An 18,748-nucleotide genomic window follows, 5' to 3' on the forward strand; every position below is an offset into this window, starting at 1 on the left:
CGAACTCTCGTAAAGTTCCGTCCGTGGGATCTCTGCGCAATCCGGTCGGGCCGCTCCCCTCCTCCATCTACTGGCGACGGAGGGCTGTGCTGGCTTCCGTTGTCGCGCTCCTCGCGCTCCTCGCCGTATGGACCGTCAGCTCCGGCGGGGGGAGGACGAGTACGAACGGAAAGGGCCAGGACGGCCCCGACCCCGTCACCTCGATCACCCCCGGCCCGGCCGGCACCGGACCCGCGATCAGCGCGGCCCCCGGAGGGCGCCCCGAGTCGGGCAGCGGCGGGAACACCGGCTCCGGGGGCGGCTCCACGGGCGGCGGGGGCAAGAACGGCGAACCGGGCGGCGGTACGGGCTCGAACGGCGGCTCGGGCTCCGGTTCCGGTTCCGGCGGCGCCGCGGGCGGCCCGGCTGCGGTCCCGGCGGACTCCCCGCTCCCCACGTGCGCGCCGGGTGCGCTGCAGTGGGAGGTCAAGAGCGTGAAGAACGAGTACGAGGCGAACGAGAAGCCGCGCCTCGAACTGGTCGCCCGCAACACCTCCGGCACCACCTGCAAGATCGACCTCGGCCCGAAGCAGGCCGTCCTGACCATCCTTCAGGCGAGCAGCAGCAAGGCGGTCTGGTCCTCGGCGGACTGCCCGGCGGGCGCGGGCAACGCCTACTTCCGCCTCCCGGCGCAGGGCGAGACGAAGCAGTCGCTGGACTGGGACCGCAAGTTCAGCGCGGCCGACCAGTGCCAGACGCCTCCGGCGGGGTCCGCGGCTCCCGACACCTACGTGGTCGAGGTCAAGGCCCCGGGCATGCCGGTGGCCCGCACCTCGTTCGTCCTCAAGCAGGACTAGGCCGTCTCTTTCGGATCTTGTCGCCCGGCAAGATCCGGAAGAGACGGCCTAGGCGCTTCCAGCCCCGCCGGCGTTTGAGGCGCGGGGTCCGGGGCGGGGCCCCGGCAGGGGCGCGCACGCCGAACGGGCAGCGGAACCAGGACAGTCGGCCGAGCAGGGCCGCAGGCTAGACGTACCGCTCCAGGATGGACGACTCGGCCAGCCGGGACAGGCCCTCGCGGACGCTCCGCGCACGGGCCTCGCCCACGCCGTCCACCGTCTGCAGGTCGTCGACGCTCGCGGCGAGCAGCTTCTGCAGCCCGCCGAAGTGCTCCACGAGCCGCTCGATGATCGCGCCCGGCAGCCGCGGCACCTTCGCCAGCAGCCGGTACCCGCGCGGGGACACCGCCGAGTCCAGCGTCTCCGGCGAGCCCGTGTACCCCAGCGCCCGCGCCACGATCGCCAGCTCCAGCAGCTCCGGATGCGTCAGTGCGTCCAGCTCCGCCAGCGCCTCGTCCACCGTGCGGGAACGCTTCGCCGTCGGCTCCGGCACGTAGTCCCGGATGACGAGCTCCCGCTCCTGCTCGATGCCGACCGTCAGCTCGTCCAGCTGCAGCGACAGCAGTCGCCCGTCCGTGCCCAGTTCGACCACGTACTCGGCGATCTCGGTCGCGATCCGGCGGACCATTTCCAGCCGCTGCGCGACCGCCGTCACGTCGCGGACCGTGACCAGGTCCTCGATCTCCAGCGCCGACAGCGTGCCCGCGACCTCGTCGAGGCGCAGCTTGTACCGCTCCAGCGTGGCCAGCGCCTGGTTCGCCCGCGACAGGATCGCCCCGGACTCCTCCAGGACGCGCCGCTCCCCGTCCACGTACAGCGCGATCAGCCGCATCGACTGCGACACCGACACGACCGGGAAGCCGCACTGCTTGGAGACGCGGTCGGCCGTACGGTGGCGCGTGCCCGTCTCCTCCGTCGGGATCGACGCGTCCGGCACCAGCTGCACACCGGCCCGCAGGATCTTGGTGATGTCCTTGTCGAGGATGAGCGCGCCGTCGAGCTTGCACAGCTCGCGCAGCCGGGTCGCGGTGAACTCCACGTCCAGGACGAAGCCGCCGGTGCACATCGCCTCGACGCTCTTGTCCATACCGAGGACGATGAGCCCGCCGGTGTTGCCGCGGACGATCCGCTCCAAGCCGTCACGCAGCGGCTGACCAGGTGCGACCGCGCTCAGCGAGGCGCGCATCATGGCCTCCTGCTTGGAGCTCGCGCCCGACTTCCCGGATGCTGCTGCCCCGTCCTTGGCTGCCACTGCACTCCTCCGGTCGCGGGTTGCGCCGCCCCGCGCCGCGGGCACGAGGGCGTGCGTACGGCCGGGCGGACCAGCACAAAGTCTACCGGCGCGCGCCACGGCCCCGCCGTGGCTTGGCCAGGTACGGCCCGGGCAGGCCTCGTAAGGACCCCCTGACCAGGGGATCGTCCCCCTGGTCGGCCCCTGTTCCGACCCCCGGGCCGGCTACTGCGCGGAGCGCTCCTTGGCCGGCGTACGGGAGCGGCCGCGCGGCAACACCCGTAGCGCGTCACCCATGTCGGCCACCTCGATGACCTTCATCCCGGCCGGCACCTTCCCCGGATCCGCCGGCACGAGCGCATGTGTGAATCCCAGCCGGTGCGCCTCCGCGAGCCGCCGCTGCACGCCGGTCACCCGCCGCACCTCGCCGGCCAGGCCGACCTCACCGATCGCGACGAGGTTCTTCGGCAGCGGGACGTCGCTGGCGGCGGAGGCCAGCGCGAGCGCGATCGCCAGGTCGGCGGCCGGCTCGGTGAGCTTCACCCCGCCCACGGTGGCGCTGTAGATGTCGCGCTTGCCGAGCGCGGTGATCCGGCCGCGCTGCTCCAGCACCGCCAGCATCATCGACACGCGCGAGGTCTCCAGGCCGGAGGTGGTCCGCCGGGGGGAGGGGATCTGGGAGTCCACGGTCAGCGCCTGCACCTCGGCGACCAGCGGGCGCTTCCCCTCCAGAGTCACCGTCAGGCAGGTGCCCGGCACGGCCTCGGCCCGCCGGGTCAGGAACAGTCCGCTCGGGTCGGCGAGCCCGGTGATCCCCTCGTCGTGCAGCTCGAAGCAGCCGACCTCGTCGGTGGCCCCGTACCGGTTCTTGACGCCGCGCACCAGCCGCAGCCGGGCGTGCCGGTCGCCCTCGAAGCTCAGCACCACGTCGACGAGGTGCTCCAGCAGGCGGGGACCGGCGATGGCCCCGTCCTTGGTCACGTGGCCGACGAGGAGGGTGGCCATCCCGCGCTCCTTGGAGGCCCGGATCAGTGCTCCGGCCACCTCGCGCACCTGGGCCATGCCGCCGGGCGCGCCGTCGATCTCGGGGGAGGCGACGGTCTGTACGGAGTCCAGGACCAGCAGGGAGGGCTTCACGGCGTCGAGATGCCCGAGGACGGCCGACAGGTCGGTCTCGGCAGCGAGATAGAGGTGATCGTTGAGGGCGTTGATCCGGTCGGCCCGCAGGCGCACCTGGCTGGCCGACTCCTCGCCGGTCACGTACAGCGTGCGGTGCTCGTCGCTGGCCGCCTTCGCCGCGACGTCCAGCAGCAGGGTCGACTTGCCGACGCCGGGCTCGCCGGCGAGCAGTACGACGGCACCGGGCACGAGCCCGCCGCCGAGGACGCGGTCCAGCTCGTCCACGCCGGTGCTGCGGGCGGTCGCGGTCCGGCCGTCGACCTGCGCGATCGGCAGGGCGGCAGTCGAGACCCGGCCGGCGGCGGTGGTCCGCACGGCGGGTGCGCCCATCTCCTCGACGGTGCCCCAGGCCTGGCATTCGGGACAGCGGCCGAGCCACTTCGCGGTCGTCCAGCCGCAGTCGGTGCAGCGGTAGGACGGCCGGTCCTTGGCGGATGAACGAGCGGTGCGGGCAGCCATGGCGTTCACGGTAGCCGCCCGCACCGACAGACCGGACCGGGGCACCGTTCGCGGGGTACCGGTCGCGGTCCGCGGCCGCCGCGCTGCGAGGGTGTCCTCATGGACCTGTCCGACGAGGGATCCCCCTTCGACACCGACATGAGCGGCGCGCCCGTCGCGGATGTGGCGGGGCTCTACCCCGGCCACCGCTCCGCCGCAGACCTCGCCGCGTTCTTCGTCCGCGCGGGCTGGAGCTCGCGCTCCTCCTCCTGGGAGGGGTACGAGGTGGAGAGCCCGCTGGCCCGGCTGGAGATCGAACCGGTCGACGACGGCGTCCTGATCCACGGCGAGGCGGACGCGGGCCGGCTCGACGCGCTCACCGCCGTGCTGTCCGCACGCGGCCTCCCCTTCTCCGCGGAGTTCCTCGGGGAGGACGGCGCCCTGCTGCGCGAGGTGCGTGTGGGTCCCGCGGGTCCAGCCGGTCCTGCGGATCCACGGCGGCAGGGACCGCCGGTCCGACCACGTCAGGGCCTGCGTCAGCGCCTCACCGATCTGTTCACCCGTAAGGGCTAAAAGTGGCGAAGGCTTCCAGGGCGTCACCGGAGCGCCGCCTACGGTCGCCAGGTGAACAGCAGCAACCAGGCACACTCCTCAGCGCGCACCGGCGCACACCGGGCGCACGGGCGCACGCCCCACGCGGCCGAGCAGCCGCCGCCGTTCCGGCACGAGCCCTACCTGGACGGCCTGTTCACGTACTGCCTGTCGGTCCTGTGCGACCACGACACCGCGACCGACGTGCTCGGGGACGTCCTCGCCGTCGCCGAGCGGCATCCCGGCCGCTGCCCCGACGAGGGGGACCGGCGCGCCTGGCTCTACGCGCTCGCCCGCTGGGGCTGCCTGCACCGGCTGGCCGAGCAACGGCGCGCGCGCCAGGGAGCGCATTCCGCTCGGCGTGCGCCGGAGCACGCCGGCCGTGACCGTGCGCCGGGTGATCCGGGTGATGACACGCGAGACGACCGCGGCCAGGACGCCCACCGGCCCCTTGACGTGAGCGCCTACCGCCGTACGGAGCTGGCCCGGCTCGCCTGGCCCGAAGCCGCAGGCACCACACCCGAGCAGCGCGAGGCCCTCGAACTCGCCGTCCGCCACCGCCTCGGCGTCCCCGAACTCGCCGCCGTCCTCGGCACCCCCGCGGCCGTCGCCCGCGAGCTGCTGTCCGGCGCCGCCTGCGAGGTGGAGCGCACCCGCGCCGCCCTCGCCGTCGTCGAGACCGGCAACTGCCCCAGCGTCTCCCGGCTCACCGGCGACGACGGCGACGGCAACGTCCTGCTCTCCAGCACCCTGCGCGCCGAGCTCGTCCGCCACGTCGACGACTGCCCCCGATGTCGCCGCGCCGCCGAACGCGTGGGGGCCGCAGGCCCCTGGCCCGGCTCCGGCGGCATCAACACCGCCGCGCTCCCCCTCGTACCCGCTCCCCGCAGCGCCGTCCACGCCGCGATGCTCCGCTCCGGCCGGGGCCGCGGCCGAGGGCCCGCCCCGCGCTTCGACCGCACCGGCTTCCCCATGGACCCCAAGGACCGCGCGGCCCGCCGGGACCGGCTGCGCGCCCGGGTGGTGACCACCACCGTCGTCGCCACCGTCGTCGCCGCCCCGGTCCTGGCGCTGTGGGCCGCGTACCGGGGCGGACCCGACACGGGCGAGCCCGGCGGCGACGCCACCCGTATCTCCGCCAGCGAGTCCGAACTCCCGACCGCGCGGACCGACGGCCGCCCGCTCACCGCCTACGAGAACGCCGGGAACGCCACCACCACCGGCGGCCCCGGCTTCGCCCAGAGCGACACCACCTCCGACGTCTCCGTCGAGGTCATCAGCACCGGCCCGCCCGCGACCCCCGACCACCCCGGCGGCGCCGGCCGCCTCACCGTGGCCGCGTCCGCCCAGGGCGCCGTCACCCTGCTCACCCTCACCGCCTCCGGCGGCGCCCCCGTGGACTGGCGGCTCTGGTCCGACGCCCCCTGGCTGCGCGCGAGCCGGACCGCGGGCACGCTGGCCCCAGGAGAATCGGTCACCCTAAAGATCTCCGTGGACCCGGAAGGCCAGCCCGTCGGCGCCTGGACGGCCCGGGTCGGGGTCGATCCGAGCGGCGCGGTGGTCTCCATCCAGGGCCGCGGCCGCCCCGCGGCGACGCCCGCGCCCACCCCGGACCCGACCCGACCCACGCCCCCGGCGCCCTCGCCGGACCCGACGCGGCCGTCCACTCCGCAGCCGTCCCCGACGGAGCCGACGATTCCGCCGCCGTCCCCGACGCCCGAGCCGTCCCCGACGGAGGGCTCAGGCGGAACGGTTTCCCCCGCGCCGGACCCGGCCCCGTCGCCATCGACGGGACCCTGAGAGGTCCTGCGGGGCCTGCGGGGTCTGCGGTCAGGCAGGATCCGCAGGGTGCGGGGCCATCGGCAGCAGCGAGGCCAGCCGCGCCTCGCACAGCTTCACGAGCTCGTCGTAGCCCTCCTTGCCCATCAGCTCCGTCAGCTCGGGGCGGTACGACACGTACACCGGCTCGCCGGCACCGTGCGCGGAGGTGGCCGACGTGCACCACCAGTGCAGGTCGTGGCCGCCCGGCCCCCAGCCGCGGCGGTCGTACTCACCGATCGACACCTGCAGCACGCGCGTGTCGTCCGGCCGGTCGATCCACTCGTACGTCCGGCGGATCGGCAGCTGCCAGCAGACGTCGGGCTTGGTCTCCAGCGGCTCCCGGCCCTCCTTCACCGCGAGGATGTGCAGCGAGCAGCCCGCACCGGCGGGGAAACCCGGCCGGTTCAGGAAGATGCACGCGCCGTCCCAGCGCCGGGTCTGCTTCTCCCCGTCGTCGTCGTGCTGCGTCCACCCGCTCTCGCTGCCGACGTCGTGGAACTGCCACAGCTCGGGCGTCAGCCGGGCCACGTGCTGCGCGACGCGCTTCTCGTCGTCCTCGTCGGAGAAGTGCGCGCCGAGCGTGCAGCAGCCGTCGTCGGCCCGGCCCGCCTGGATGCCCTGGCAGCCGCTGCCGAAGATGCAGGTCCAGCGGGAGGTCAGCCAGGTCAGGTCACAGCGGAAGACCTGCTCGTCGTCGGCGGGATCGGGAAACTCCACCCAGGCCCGGGGAAAGTCGAGCCCCTTCTCATCGGCCGCGACCGCGGCCTTGCCCTTGCCACCCTTGGCCTTGGCCTTGACGGTGTCCTTGCCCGTGTCCTTCTGCGACCGGGTCTTGTTGGCCTTCTTCGTATTTGGCACAAACCCAAGCCTATGCGCCCCTTACTCAACCCCCGAGTCTTCCTCGCAGTAGCGTTTCCCCCTATGAGACTCGGTGTGCTGGATGTGGGTTCGAATACGGTCCATCTGCTGGTGGTGGACGCGCACCCTGGCGCGCGCCCGCAGCCGGCGCACTCGCACAAGGTGGAGATGAGGCTGGCGGAGCTGCTCGACGAGCGCGGCGCCGTCACCCCCGAAGGCGTCGAGCGCCTCGTCTCGGTGATCGCCGACGCGGTCCAGGCCGCCGAGGACAAGGGGTGCGAGGACGTCCTCCCCTTCGCCACCAGCGCCGTACGCGAGGCCACGAACGCGGACGAGGTCCTCGCGCGGGTCAAGACCGAGACCGGCGTCGACCTGCCGGTGCTGAGCGGCGACGACGAGGCCCGCCTCACCTTCCTGGCGGCCCGCCGCTGGTTCGGCTGGTCCGCCGGGAAACTGCTGGTCCTGGACATCGGCGGCGGCTCGCTGGAGATCGCGTACGGCATCGACGAGGACCCGGACGCGGCCGTCTCCCTCCCGCTGGGCGCGGGCCGCCTCACCTCGGGCTGGCTCCCGGGCGACCCGCCGGACTCGCTGGACATCCGGGCGCTAAGGCGCCACGTCCGGGCGGAGATCGCCCGGACGGTCGGCGAGTTCAGCCGCTTCGGGACGCCGGACCACGTGGTGGCGACCTCGAAGACGTTCAAGCAGCTGGCCCGCATCGCCGGCGCGGCCCGCTCGGCCGAGGGCCTGTACGTGCAGCGGGATCTGAGCCGCAAGTCCCTGGAGGAATGGGTCCCGCGCCTGGCGGCGATGACCACGGCCCAGCGCTCCGCCCTCCCGGGCGTCTCGGAGGGCCGCGCGAACCAGCTCCTGGCGGGAGCGCTGGTCGCGGAGGGCGCGATGGACCTCTTCGGCGTGGAGGAACTGGAGATCTGCCCGTGGGCCCTGCGCGAGGGCGTGATCCTGCGCAGGCTGGACCACATGCCGGCACCGGGGGCGTAGGGGCGGGGTGTGGCGGGGCGGGGGCTGGGGTGGTCGGGAGCCTCTCGGTCGGTATCAGAGTGGCGTGTGGGGGTTTCCCGTCAGTCCGATCGTCTCCGGGTCGGGCCGGTCCCTCAAGGGCGCTCCTTCGTCGCGTCGCTTCGCGATGTCGCTGCGCTCCACCCTTGACCGACCGTCCCGCCCCGGAGGAACGAAGACTGCCGGGAAACCCCCAAAGGAACGGGCCGGGCGTTCAAGGATCAGGACGGGGCGATCAGAGATGCCCAGCCCTGTCCCGGCGAGCATGTTCTTGAGACGGGACCCATCCGGACCAGGGCCCGGGTCGGTGGGGCGCGCCAGATCGCTACGCGCTCCTCATCTCTCAGCGTCTCCACCCCGCCCTGGGCTGGACATAGGCCGCCCACGAGCTCGGTCCGGCGCTCGACCTGCGTCCGACGACCGGCCGTGGTCAGAGGGTGAGCAGCCGTACGAGCACCACCGTCACCGTGCCGGCAGTGAAGATCGACCCCAGCACTGCGGCGAAGAGATCCATCTTCTTCATGTCCCAACCCTCGATCTCGAACCGGTCCGGCTTTCCCGGGTCGTACCGCACCATGACGCACGCCCCCACACGGAAGGCGTTTCCGACCGTTCCACGGCCGAACCGGGAGGAGTGTTCGTGGGCGCGCCCATCCCGGTCCGTCCAAGCGGCAACCGGGTGGTAGAACTTGCCGCCCTCATCGTTGCGTGAAACCTGGTGACGGACGATCCGAGCCTCGGCATTCACGCCGTGGTGGCGAAGCAGACGGGCGTAGCGCAGGCCGTAGATGCCGAAGGTGAGGAAGGAGACGCCGATCGTCAGGGGGATGAGAGAGAAAAGCCATTCGCGTCCCATGATCTAAGCGACGCCGGCGGGAAAGTGTTGGTTGCGGCCCCAATGTCAGACCTCGACCTGACGTCTGACAGCGGCTCTTCCGAAGTGGACCCGGGTCAGCGGGAGCAACCCACCCAAAAGACCGGCCCTTTGCCCCAATTGCGGCCATTCGAGTATCCATTCGCGGACCGCAGCTCTCACTGACCCGGCCCCACTACGGATCAGGCGAAGTGCCGACGGTCACCCCCTCCCATCCGTTCTCCTCAACCCCTGGCGGCCGTCGGTCGCGGTCATGGAGAAGCGCGTAGCGATCTGGGGCGGCCTATGTCCGGCCACAGACGGTCGTCGGACGCAGGTCGAGCGGCGGACCGAGTTCGTGGGCGGCTTATGTCCAGCCCAAGACGGTCGTCGGACGCTGAGAGATGAGGAGCGCGTAGCGATTGGACGCGCTTCCCCCAACACAGGCCATGGTCTCGATGGCCCCGCCTGCCGGACATGCCCCACCGGAACCGGGTTGGGCATCTCTGACGGGCCCGTCCCTGGAAAGGAACGCCCGGCCCGTTCTTTTGGGGGTTTCCCGGCAGTCTTCGTTCCTCCGGGGCGGGACGGTCGGTCAAGGGTGGCCGAAGGCCATCGCGAAGCGACGCGACGACGAAGGAGGAGCGCCCTTGAGGGACCGGCCCGACCCGGAGACGATCGGACTGACGGGAAACCCCCACACGCATCCCTGATACCGGCCGAGAGGCTCCCGCCCCCGTGGCCCGCGTCACGGTCACCGCCGCTTCCGGGCCCGTACCCTGTCCTCGTGGCAGAACCAGTCCGTGTCCCGACCGCGAAAGTCGCCCTATCCACCGCCTCGGTCTATCCGGAGTCGACGGCGACCGCCTTCGAGATCGCCGCGCGCCTCGGTTACGACGGCGTCGAGGTGATGGTCTGGACGGATCCGGTCAGTCAGGACATCGAAGCCCTGCGCCGGCTGTCGGATCACCACGGAGTGCCGATCCTTGCCGTGCACGCGCCGTGTCTGCTGATCACCCAGCGGGTCTGGTCCACCGATCCGTGGACCAAGCTGCAGCGCGCCCAGGCCGCCGCCGAGCGGCTCGGGGCGAGCACCGTGGTCGTGCATCCGCCCTTCCGCTGGCAGCGCCAGTACGCGCGGGACTTCGTCAGCGGTATCTGGCGGATGGCCGACGAGACCGACGTCCGGTTCGCCGTGGAGAACATGTACCCGTGGCGCTACCGCGACCGCGAGATGCTCGCCTACGCCCCCGAGTGGGACGTGACGAAGGACGACTACCGCCACTTCACCGTCGACCTGTCGCACACCGCGACCGCCCGTACCGACGCGACCGCGATGATCGACCGGATGGGCGATCGGCTCGCGCACATCCACCTCGCCGACGGGAACGGATCGGCCAAGGACGAGCACCTGGTCCCGGGCCGCGGCACGCAGCCCTGCGCCGAGCTGCTGGAGAGCCTCGCGCGGACCTCGTTCGACGGGCACGTGGTGATCGAGGTCAACACCCGCCGGGCGATGTCCTCCGCCGAGCGCGAGGCCGATCTCGCCGAGGCGCTGGCCTTCACGCGCCTGCACCTCGCCACCACCGCCACCACCCCCACCCCCACCCCCGGCCCCACCACCCCCGGCCCCGCCACCCCCACCCAGCGCGACAAGGCCCGCCGGCCGTGACCGGCACCCCGACCCCGGACGCACCCAAGCCGCGCCGCCGCGGCCCCGGCCGGCCCCGGCAGGACGAGGCCGACGACGGCCCCGGCACCCAGGAGCGCATCCGGCTCGCCGCCCGCGAGGTGTTCGCGGAGCGCGGGTACGACAAGACGTCCGTGCGCGGCATCGCGAAGGTCGCCGGCGTCGACCCGGCGCTCGTGCACCACTACTTCGGCACCAAGGACGATCTCTTCGCCGCCGCCATCGAGGTCAGCATCGAGCCCGCCCTGGTGGTCCCCGCGATCATCGGCGAGGGCCCGGACGGCATCGGCGAGCGCCTCGCCCGCTACTTCCTGGGCGTCTGGGAGAACCCGGTCACCCGGGTCCCGCTGCTCGCCGTGATCCGCTCGGCGCTGACCCACGAGGCCGCCGCGAAGGTGCTGCGCCAGCTGGTGCTGCGGCGGCTCCTGGAGCGGGTCGCCGCCGACCTCGACGTCCCCGACCCGACCTTCCGCGCCGAGCTCGCCGCCTCCCACATGGTCGGCATCGCGATCCTGCGCTACGTGGTCCAGGTGGAGCCCCTCGCGTCCGCCGACCCGGAGAAGATCGTGGCCCTCGTGGCGCCCACGCTCCAGCGGTACCTGACCGAGGAATGAGCCCGCCGTCCCGGCATCCGGACGTGTTGTCCGGATCGCGGGCGGTGGGCGTAGCCTCGTATCTGAGCCATATCCGCAGTCGCGGCTGACCGTACAGCCGCACTCATGGGGAGTGAAACCGCATGCCCGAGCTGAGGTCCCGCACCGTCACCCACGGCCGCAACATGGCAGGCGCGCGTGCGCTGATGCGCGCGTCGGGCGTAGCGAGCGCGGACATCGGCAAGCCGATCGTCGCGGTCGCCAACTCCTTCACCGAGTTCGTCCCCGGTCACACCCACCTGGCGCCGGTCGGCCGCATCGTCTCCGACGCCATCCGTGCCGCCGGTGCGATCCCGCGCGAGTTCAACACCATCGCGGTCGACGACGGCATCGCCATGGGCCACGGCGGCATGCTGTACTCCCTCCCCTCCCGCGACCTGATCGCGGACTCGGTCGAGTACATGGTCGAGGCGCACTGCGCCGACGCGCTGATCTGCATCTCCAACTGCGACAAGATCACCCCCGGCATGCTGATGGCCGCCATGCGCCTCAACATCCCGGTCGTCTTCGTCTCGGGCGGCCCGATGGAGGCCGGTCAGGCGACCCTCGTCGACGGCACCGTCCGCAAGCTCGACCTGATCGACGCGATGGTCGATGCGTCCAACGAGAACGTCTCCGACGAGGACGTGCTGCGCATCGAGGAGAACGCCTGTCCCACCTGCGGCTCCTGCAGCGGCATGTTCACCGCCAACTCGATGAACTGCCTCGCCGAGGCCATCGGCCTGGCCCTGCCCGGCAACGGCTCGGTCCTCGCCACGCACACCGCCCGCCGCGCCCTGTACGAGGACGCCGGCCGCACGGTCGTGGAGATCACCAAGCGCTACTACGAGGACGGCGACGAGTCCGTCCTGCCGCGCAGCATCGCCACCCGCGAGGCCTTCGAGAACGCCATGGCCCTCGACATCGCGATGGGCGGCTCCACGAACACGATCCTGCACCTGCTGGCCGCCGCGCAGGAAGCGGGCCTGGACTACGACCTCACCGACATCGACGCCGTCTCGCGCCGCGTCCCGTGCCTGGCGAAGGTCGCGCCGAACGTGGCGCCCGGCGGCACGTACTACATGGAGGACATCCACCGCGCCGGCGGCATCCCCGCCATCCTCGGCGAGCTGCACCGCGGCGGTCTCCTCAACAAGGACGTCACCACCGTCCACTCGGACGGCCTGGAGGACTGGCTCGCGAAGTGGGACGCCCGCTCCGGCACGGCCACCGACACGGCCATGGAGCTGTGGCACGCGGCGCCCGGCTGTGAGCGCTCCGCCACCGCCTTCTCCCAGTCCAAGCGCTGGGAGACCCTCGACCTCGACGCCGAGGGCGGCTGCATCCGCTCGGTGCAGCACGCGTACTCCAAGGACGGCGGCCTCGCCGTCCTGCGCGGCAACATCGCCGAGGACGGCTGCGTCGTGAAGACCGCCGGTGTCGACGAGTCGATCTGGACCTTCGAGGGTCCGGCGGTCGTCTGCGAGTCGCAGGACGAGGCCGTCGACAAGATCCTCCGCAAGGAGATCAAGGCGGGCGACGTGGTCGTCATCCGCTACGAGGGCCCGCGCGGCGGACCCGGTATGCAGGAGATGCTCTACCCGACCTCCTTCCTCAAGGGCCGGGGCCTCGGCAAGGTCTGCGCGCTGGTGACGGACGGCCGCTTCTCCGGCGGCACCTCGGGCCTGTCCATCGGCCACGCCTCCCCGGAGGCGGCCTCGGGCGGCACCATCGCGGTCGTCGAGGACGGCGACCGGATCCGCATCGACATCCCGAACCGGTCCATCGAGGTCCTCGTCGACGAGGCCACCCTGGCGGCCCGCCACGCGGCCCTCGGCGGCGTCTACGCCCCGAAGAACCGCGAGCGCAAGGTCTCCGCGGCCCTGCGCGCCTACGCCGCGATGGCCACCAGCGCCGACAAGGGCGCGGTCCGCGACGTCTCCCTCCTGGGCTGACGACCCTGGGCTGACGACCGAATCCGCCGGCGCCCCCGCACCCTCCGGTGCGGGGGCGCCGCCGTCTCACCAGGCGCCCGGGTCCGCCGCCCCCACTGCGAACACCGATCCGTCGGGCGCCCCCGTGAACACCCGCCCGTCGCCGACCACGGGCGCGGGCAGGGTGGAGGTGTAGCCCGGCTCACCACCCAGCCGGGGCTTCGTCTGTCCCAGGAGCCGGCCCGCGCCGTCGACGGCCAGCAACCGCCCGTCCGAGGCCGTCACGTGGATCCGCCCGTCGTGGACCATCGGCCGCGAGCCGACGGCCACGCCCGTCTCCAGCCGCCATTCCTCACGCTCCGCCCCCACCGCGGCGAGGGCGCCCGACGTGCCGAAGACGTACACCCGGCCCTCGGGGCCGACTGCGGCCTGGGCCTCCAGCAACGGCGACGAGAGGGGGATCCGGCGTACGGCTCGTGTCGCGAGATCCACCCGCACGACCGCCCTGGTCACAGCACCGGACGCGGACCGCGTGTCACCTTCCAGCAGGTAGAGCCCGCCGGCCGCCGCGCCGACCGGTTCCAGCAGCGCCGGGCTCCGGACCTGCCAGTGCACCGCGCCGCTCGTGGCGTCGACGGCGGAGACCTGGGTCGACTTCCCGTCCGCTCCCTGCGCGCAGAGGTACAGGCCGGCGCCCCCCGGAAGGTCCGGTTCGGCGAGCCAAGCGGAGCCGGCCCCGCCGAGGCGGTGCTCCCAGCGAGTCGCGCCCGTGGCCGCGTCGAGCATGGTGGCCTTTCCGTCCGGGCTCGTGACGAGCAGCAGACTTCCCACGGGCACCACCCGCCCGCCCTCCGGCAGGGCACGCTTCCACCGCTGCGCACCGGCTGCCGCATCCAGGGCCCGCAGGCCCCTTCCGTCGTCGTCCACCACGAACACCAGTCCCGCCGCGTGCAGCGGAGCCGGATTCGGTGTCATCCGCGAAGCGGGTGCCGCTCTTCGCACGGACCACATCACCGAGCCGTTCGCGGGGTCGAGCCGGGCGGCTGACAGCCCCGGCCCCGAGCAGTACAGGCCTCCGGCCGACCACGAGCAGGCCGGAACGGGATTGCCCCCGCCCCGTTCGCCCACGTGTACCGCCCACGGCGGCCCGGCCTTCGCACCGGGACCGGGCTCCGTGGCCCCGGCGTGCACGGTGGAGTGCGCCGACGGGCCCGCGTCCGTCCCGTACGAGAGGTATCCGCCGAGCGCCCCGCCGGTCAGCAGCAGCGCGCCGCCGACCGACAGCACCAGCCGTGACCGCCGCCGCGGCGGGGTGGGGCCGGGCTGCTCGGCGACCATCCGGTCCCGCCGGTGGGTGGCCTCGTCCCGCCGACTGGGTGCGCGCGGCCCGGGGATGAAGGCCCGGGTGTCCTCCGACGTCGGATAGGCCAGCGCACGCAGTTCGCTGATCAGCGCATCAGGGGTCGGGCGTTCGGAGGGGTCCTTCGCGAGGCAGGATTCGACGACCGGCCTCAGGGCCGCCGGCAGACCGGTCAGGTCGGGGTCGTGGTGGACGACCTGATACGCCACCAGATAGGGACTGTCGGAGTCGAAGGGGCCGCGCCCGGTCGCTGCGTGCACGAGTACGGCGCCCATCGCGAACAGGTCCGCGGCGGGCCCCACTTCCCTGGGCCGCTGGAACTGCTCGGGCGCCATGAAGGGCGGTGTCCCGATCAGCTTTCCGGTCTCCGTCCGCAGGTCGCTGTCGGTCGGCCGCGAGATCCCGAAGTCGATGACCCGTACCCCGTCGGGTGCCATCAAGACGTTGCTCGGCTTCAGATCCCGGTGCACCACACCGGCCCGGTGGATGTCCCGCAGGGCCTCGGCGAGTCCGGCGCCGAGCCGGGCCAGTTCGGCCGGATCGAGCACCCGCTCCCGCACCCGCTCGGCGAGTGTCGGTGCGTCGATGAACAAGGTGGCCATCCAGGGCCGTTCGGCGTCCGGATCCGCGTCCACGACGGGCGCGGTGAACGCCCCGCTCACACGACGCGCCGCGGCCACTTCCTGCCGGAACCGGGCCCGGAACTCCGGATCCACCGCGTGTTCGGGGTGCACGATCTTGACGGCGAGTTTCAGCCCCGACGCGGAAGTGGCGAGGTGGACGACGCCCATACCGCCCGAACCCAGGACGGATTCCAGCCGGTACTGCCCGGCGTACTCCGGAAAGCCCGCCCGATCCCTGCGCAGCGACTGCACCGCTGACCACCCCCGCCGGAGCCTAGTCGATGGCACCTGGCTATCTCCAAGGTCCTGCTACCCTGCGCGAGTTGCGCAACGCAACGCTCAGGGGGGAGTTTTCGCATGTCCGAAAAGAGTGAGGCCGGTCAGGCCCAGAGCCTTGCCGCGGAGTCCGGTTTCCAGACCTTTCCGGTTGCTCCCGGCTACCGGGTGAACGTCCGCAGCGGCCCGGGCACCAGCTACTCCATCGTCAAGGTCCTGCCGTACGACTCGTACGTCTCGATCCGCTGCCAGGGCCCCGGCACGACGGTCTCCGGTCCGTATGGCACGACGAACATCTGGGACTGCATCGGCAACGGTCAGTTCGTCTCGGACGCGTACGTCCACACGGGCACTGACGGCTACGTCGCCACGCGCTGCTGACCTCTGCCGGTCTCCGACGCGTACGCGCGGACGGGCAGTGACGGCTGCGTCACCAACCAGTGCGGCTGACCGTCCCCGACCCGTCTGACACGTGAGACACACCCGGCCCGACCGGCCCGGCGAGGGATAATCGCTGACGTGAGCGACGACCAGCGAGACCAGACCCCCGCCGAGCCGGCCGCACAGGCCGCGGTGCCCGCCGGCCCGCAGCCCGAGCCGATCCGGTTCTTCGGCACCACCTGGGTCGAGCACGACGGCGGCTACGCCCTGCGCCGCGTCGGCCTCGCCATCGGCTCGCTGGCCACCGCCATCTCCTCCGCCCTGATGCTCCGCTTCGCCTACGAGGGCCTGGAGATCGGCAACGTCGGCCCCTTCCTCAGCATCTCGGTCGTCGTCCTCTTCGCGATCGCCAGCTCCATCGCCTTCACCAAGACCTGGGCCTCCTTCAGCCGTCGCCCCGCCCCGTCCTCCGACGAGGCCGCCCTCAAGGGCCTCAAGACGATCGGTTTCATCGGCTCCCTGATCGCGTACTTCCTGCGCTGCCTCGGTGAGGCGCCGGGCGAGAAGCTCCGCCGCGCCGAGTACGAGCGCGCCCAGGCCGAATACGCCCGCCGCCGCAGCACCCGTACGGGCAACCCGGCCGCGCGCCGCCCCAAGCGCAAGAAGTAGCCCGCATCCATCCCGGCGATTGACGTCCCGGCACCGCCAGGAGCATTATTCATCACATGATGAATAACCAGGCCGAGGGAGACCCGGCCGCCGTCCACGCCCATGACCTCACCGTCCGGCGCGGCACCGGCCGCACCCCCCGCACCGTCCTCGACTCCCTCGCCTTCGACGTCCCCCGCGGCCGCATCACCGGCCTCCTCGGCCCCTCCGGCTGCGGAAAGTCCACCCTCATGCGCGCCATCGTCGGCACCCAGGCCCACGTCACCGGCACCCTCGACGTCCTCGGCCACCCCGCCGGCCACCCCCGGCTCCGCTCCCTCATCGGCTACGTCACCCAGGCGCCCAGCGTCTACGACGACCTCACCGTCCGGCAGAACCTCGACTACTTCGCCGCCGTCCTCGACCCCGGCCGCGCAGCCGCCGACCGCCGCGCCGCCGCCGTCACCCGCGCCATCACCGACGTCGACCTCACCAGCCGCGCCGGCGCCCTCGCCGGCAACCTCTCCGGCGGCCAGCGCAGCCGCGTCTCCCTCGCCGTCGCCCTGCTCGGCACCCCCGAGCTCCTGGTCCTCGACGAACCCACCGTCGGCCTCGACCCCGTCCTGCGCCGCGACCTGTGGAACCTCTTCCACGACATCACCGCCACCCGCGGCGCGACGATCCTCGTCTCCTCCCACGTCATGGACGAGGCCGAGCGCTGCCACGACCTGCTCCTCATGCGCGAGGGCCGCATCCTCGCCCAGGACACCCCCGACGCACTGCGCACCCGTACCCACGCCGCCACCGTCGAGGAGGGCTTCCTGCGCCTCGTCGACGAAGCCAACGCCGCCGCCGCCGACGGCGCCGCCGCCTCCAACGTCACCGCCATCCGGGAGCAGACCCGATGAACGCCGCCCGCACCACCGCCACCGCCGCCCGCGTCCTGCGCCAGCTCCGCCACGACCCGCGCTCCATCGCGCTGATGCTCCTGGTCCCCGTACTGATGCTCACCCTGCTGCGCTTCGTCTTCGACGGCAGCCCCCAGACCTTCGACGGCATCGGCGCCTCACTCCTCGGGATCTTCCCCCTCATCACCATGTTCCTGGTGACCTCCATCGCCACCCTGCGCGAACGCACCTCCGGAACCCTGGAACGCCTCCTCGCCATGCCGCTCGGCAAGGGCGACCTCATCGCCGGCTACGCCCTCGCCTTCGGCGCGGTCGCCGTCCTCCAGTCCCTGCTCGCCACCGGCCTCGCCCTCTGGGCCCTCGGCCTCGACGTCGTCGGATCCCCCTGGCTGCTCCTGCTCGTAGCCCTCCTCGACGCCCTCCTCGGCACCGCACTCGGACTCTTCGTCTCCGCCTTCGCCGCCTCCGAATTCCAGGCCGTCCAGTTCATGCCGGCGGTGATCTTCCCCCAGCTGCTCCTCTGCGGCCTCTTCGCCGCCCGCGACACCATGCACCCCGTCCTCGAAGGCATCTCCGACGTCCTGCCCATGTCCTACGCCGTCGACGGCATGACCCAGGTGCTCACCCACACCGACATGACCGCCGACTTCGTCCGCGACGCCGCGATCGTCGCCGCCTGCGCCCTGCTCGTCCTCGCCCTCGGCGCGGTCACCCTCCGCCGCCGTACCCCCTGACCGAACCCCCTGACCGCACTCCGGACAGCGCCTCCCCCTGCCCCGCCCGGGTGCAAGGATGAGGACGTATACGTAGCTCACGCGCAAGAACCGTTCGGCGAGGTGGATCGGGAATGACCCAGACAGTCGCAGTCCTCGGTACCGGCAAGATCGGCGAGGCCCTCCTCAGCGGAATGATCCGCGGCGGCTGGCCCGCCTCGAAGCTCCTCGTCACCGCCCGCCGCACCGAACGGGCCGAGGAACTCCGCACCCGCTACGGGGTCGAAGCCGTCTCCAACGCCGAGGCCGCCAAGCGCGCCGACACCCTCATCCTCACCGTCAAGCCCCAGGACATGGCCAAGCTCCTCGACGAGCTCGCCCCGCACGTCCCCGCCGACCGCCTGGTCATCAGCGGCGCCGCCGGCGTCCCCACCGCCTTCTTCGAGGAACGGCTCGCCCCCGGCACCCCCGTCGTCCGCGTCATGACGAACACCCCCGCCCTCGTCGACGAGGCCATGTCCGTCATCTCCGCCGGCAGCCACGCCACCGCGGCGCACCTCGCCCACACCGAGGAGATCTTCGGCAGCGTCGGCAAGACCCTGCGCGTCCCCGAGTCCCAGCAGGACGCGGCCACCGCCCTCTCCGGCTCCGGACCCGCCTACTTCTACTTCCTCGTCGAGGCCATGACCGACGCCGGCATCCTCCTCGGCCTGCCCC

General features: G+C 72.5%; 17 protein-coding genes (1 of these 17 only partly in view). 12 read left to right on the forward strand and 5 right to left on the reverse strand.

Features of this window, described 5'->3' with window-relative positions; all coding sequences use genetic code 11:
- Window positions 1–86 precede the first annotated feature (86 nt).
- Entirely contained in the window at window positions 87–836 is a 750-nt protein-coding gene (locus JYK04_RS24200; RefSeq protein ID WP_308431101.1) for a hypothetical protein, read from the forward strand.
- Between the two features lie 166 nt (window positions 837–1,002).
- Here JYK04_RS24200 and disA read toward each other — a convergent pair whose 3' ends face one another.
- Window positions 1,003–2,127, reverse strand: coding sequence for a DNA integrity scanning diadenylate cyclase DisA (gene disA, locus JYK04_RS24205; protein WP_150258629.1), 1,125 nt, complete (start codon window positions 2,125–2,127; stop codon window positions 1,003–1,005).
- Between the two features lie 204 nt (window positions 2,128–2,331).
- Window positions 2,332–3,744 carry a DNA repair protein RadA gene (gene radA, locus JYK04_RS24210; protein WP_189744101.1) on the reverse strand — a complete coding sequence of 471 codons (1,413 nt, stop codon included), beginning with the start codon at window positions 3,742–3,744 and terminating at the stop codon, window positions 2,332–2,334.
- A 99-nt stretch (window positions 3,745–3,843) separates the two neighbouring features.
- Here radA and JYK04_RS24215 point away from each other — a divergent pair, with 99 nt between their 5' ends.
- Both JYK04_RS24215 and JYK04_RS24220 read left to right on the forward strand, forming a co-directional pair.
- Complete coding sequence (locus JYK04_RS24215) at window positions 3,844–4,296, forward strand: hypothetical protein (RefSeq protein ID WP_189744104.1); 453 nt, start codon at window positions 3,844–3,846, stop codon at window positions 4,294–4,296.
- A 51-nt stretch (window positions 4,297–4,347) separates the two neighbouring features.
- Entirely contained in the window at window positions 4,348–6,114 is a 1,767-nt protein-coding gene (locus JYK04_RS24220) for a BACON domain-containing protein (RefSeq protein ID WP_189744106.1), read from the forward strand.
- A gap of 30 nt (window positions 6,115–6,144) precedes the next feature.
- On the opposite strand, the gene JYK04_RS24225 is transcribed toward JYK04_RS24220, so the two are convergent.
- The gene (locus JYK04_RS24225; protein ID WP_189744108.1) at window positions 6,145–6,993 is read right to left on the reverse strand and encodes a DUF3109 family protein; all 849 of its coding nucleotides are present in this window, start codon (window positions 6,991–6,993) and stop codon (window positions 6,145–6,147) included.
- Between the two features lie 63 nt (window positions 6,994–7,056).
- Between JYK04_RS24225 and JYK04_RS24230 the strand changes: the two genes are divergently transcribed.
- On the forward strand, window positions 7,057–7,995 hold the full coding sequence (locus tag JYK04_RS24230) for a Ppx/GppA family phosphatase (protein WP_189744110.1): 939 nt from the start codon (window positions 7,057–7,059) through the stop codon (window positions 7,993–7,995).
- A gap of 448 nt (window positions 7,996–8,443) precedes the next feature.
- Here the strand turns inward: JYK04_RS24230 and JYK04_RS24235 are convergent, their stop codons facing one another.
- Complete coding sequence (locus JYK04_RS24235) at window positions 8,444–8,869, reverse strand: DUF3592 domain-containing protein (RefSeq protein ID WP_189744112.1); 426 nt, start codon at window positions 8,867–8,869, stop codon at window positions 8,444–8,446.
- Between the two features lie 784 nt (window positions 8,870–9,653).
- Here JYK04_RS24235 and JYK04_RS24240 point away from each other — a divergent pair.
- The 3 genes from JYK04_RS24240 to ilvD all read left to right on the forward strand — a co-directional run bounded on the left by JYK04_RS24240 (window position 9,654) and on the right by ilvD (window position 13,143).
- A complete protein-coding gene (locus JYK04_RS24240) occupies window positions 9,654–10,538 on the forward strand; it encodes a sugar phosphate isomerase/epimerase family protein (protein ID WP_189744114.1) in 885 nt (294 codons plus the stop codon).
- Entirely contained in the window at window positions 10,535–11,170 is a 636-nt protein-coding gene (locus JYK04_RS24245) for a TetR/AcrR family transcriptional regulator (RefSeq protein ID WP_189744116.1), read from the forward strand. Before JYK04_RS24240 ends, JYK04_RS24245 begins: the two co-directional genes overlap by 4 nt.
- 122 nt (window positions 11,171–11,292) lie before the next feature.
- Window positions 11,293–13,143, forward strand: coding sequence for a dihydroxy-acid dehydratase (gene ilvD, locus JYK04_RS24250; protein ID WP_189744118.1), 1,851 nt, complete (start codon window positions 11,293–11,295; stop codon window positions 13,141–13,143).
- A 66-nt stretch (window positions 13,144–13,209) separates the two neighbouring features.
- Here ilvD and JYK04_RS24255 read toward each other — a convergent pair whose 3' ends face one another.
- Complete coding sequence (locus JYK04_RS24255; protein WP_229876597.1) at window positions 13,210–15,357, reverse strand: serine/threonine-protein kinase; 2,148 nt, start codon at window positions 15,355–15,357, stop codon at window positions 13,210–13,212.
- Window positions 15,358–15,462: 105 nt separating this feature from the next.
- Here JYK04_RS24255 and JYK04_RS24260 point away from each other — a divergent pair, with 105 nt between their 5' ends.
- From JYK04_RS24260 to proC, 5 genes are all read left to right on the forward strand, one after another.
- Complete coding sequence (locus JYK04_RS24260; RefSeq protein WP_189744120.1) at window positions 15,463–15,762, forward strand: peptidase; 300 nt, start codon at window positions 15,463–15,465, stop codon at window positions 15,760–15,762.
- A gap of 138 nt (window positions 15,763–15,900) precedes the next feature.
- Window positions 15,901–16,431: a hypothetical protein gene (locus JYK04_RS24265; protein ID WP_373297490.1), complete on the forward strand. Its 531-nt coding sequence runs from the start codon at window positions 15,901–15,903 to the stop codon at window positions 16,429–16,431.
- Between the two features lie 56 nt (window positions 16,432–16,487).
- Window positions 16,488–17,318: an ABC transporter ATP-binding protein gene (locus JYK04_RS24270; RefSeq protein WP_189744122.1), complete on the forward strand. Its 831-nt coding sequence runs from the start codon at window positions 16,488–16,490 to the stop codon at window positions 17,316–17,318.
- Entirely contained in the window at window positions 17,315–18,052 is a 738-nt protein-coding gene (locus JYK04_RS24275; protein ID WP_189744124.1) for an ABC transporter permease, read from the forward strand. Before JYK04_RS24270 ends, JYK04_RS24275 begins: the two co-directional genes overlap by 4 nt.
- Window positions 18,053–18,165: 113 nt before the next feature.
- On the forward strand, window positions 18,166–18,748 hold the 5' portion of the coding sequence (gene proC / locus JYK04_RS24280) for a pyrroline-5-carboxylate reductase (RefSeq protein ID WP_189744126.1). 227 nt of this gene lie beyond the right edge of the window; the window shows 583 of its 810 coding nt (coding positions 1–583); its start codon is at window positions 18,166–18,168; the stop codon falls past the right edge of the window.

Origin of the sequence: Streptomyces nojiriensis (genome assembly GCF_017639205.1) — a bacterium.
Taxonomy (GTDB): Bacteria; Actinomycetota; Actinomycetes; order Streptomycetales; family Streptomycetaceae; genus Streptomyces; species Streptomyces nojiriensis.

What these genes read in the sequence shown, in the direction of transcription:
- JYK04_RS24260 (WP_189744120.1), top strand. Translation starts at nt 15,463, where the DNA reads ATGTCCGAAAAGAGTGAGGCCGGTCAGGCCCAGAGCCTTGCCGCGGAG.
- JYK04_RS24235 (WP_189744112.1), bottom strand. Translation starts at nt 8,869, where the DNA reads ATGGGACGCGAATGGCTTTTCTCTCTCATCCCCCTGACGATCGGCGTC.
- ilvD (WP_189744118.1), top strand. Translation starts at nt 11,293, where the DNA reads ATGCCCGAGCTGAGGTCCCGCACCGTCACCCACGGCCGCAACATGGCA.
- radA (WP_189744101.1), bottom strand. Translation starts at nt 3,744, where the DNA reads ATGGCTGCCCGCACCGCTCGTTCATCCGCCAAGGACCGGCCGTCCTAC.
- JYK04_RS24230 (WP_189744110.1), top strand. Translation starts at nt 7,057, where the DNA reads ATGAGACTCGGTGTGCTGGATGTGGGTTCGAATACGGTCCATCTGCTG.
- JYK04_RS24270 (WP_189744122.1), top strand. Translation starts at nt 16,488, where the DNA reads ATGATGAATAACCAGGCCGAGGGAGACCCGGCCGCCGTCCACGCCCAT.
- JYK04_RS24275 (WP_189744124.1), top strand. Translation starts at nt 17,315, where the DNA reads ATGAACGCCGCCCGCACCACCGCCACCGCCGCCCGCGTCCTGCGCCAG.
- JYK04_RS24215 (WP_189744104.1), top strand. Translation starts at nt 3,844, where the DNA reads ATGGACCTGTCCGACGAGGGATCCCCCTTCGACACCGACATGAGCGGC.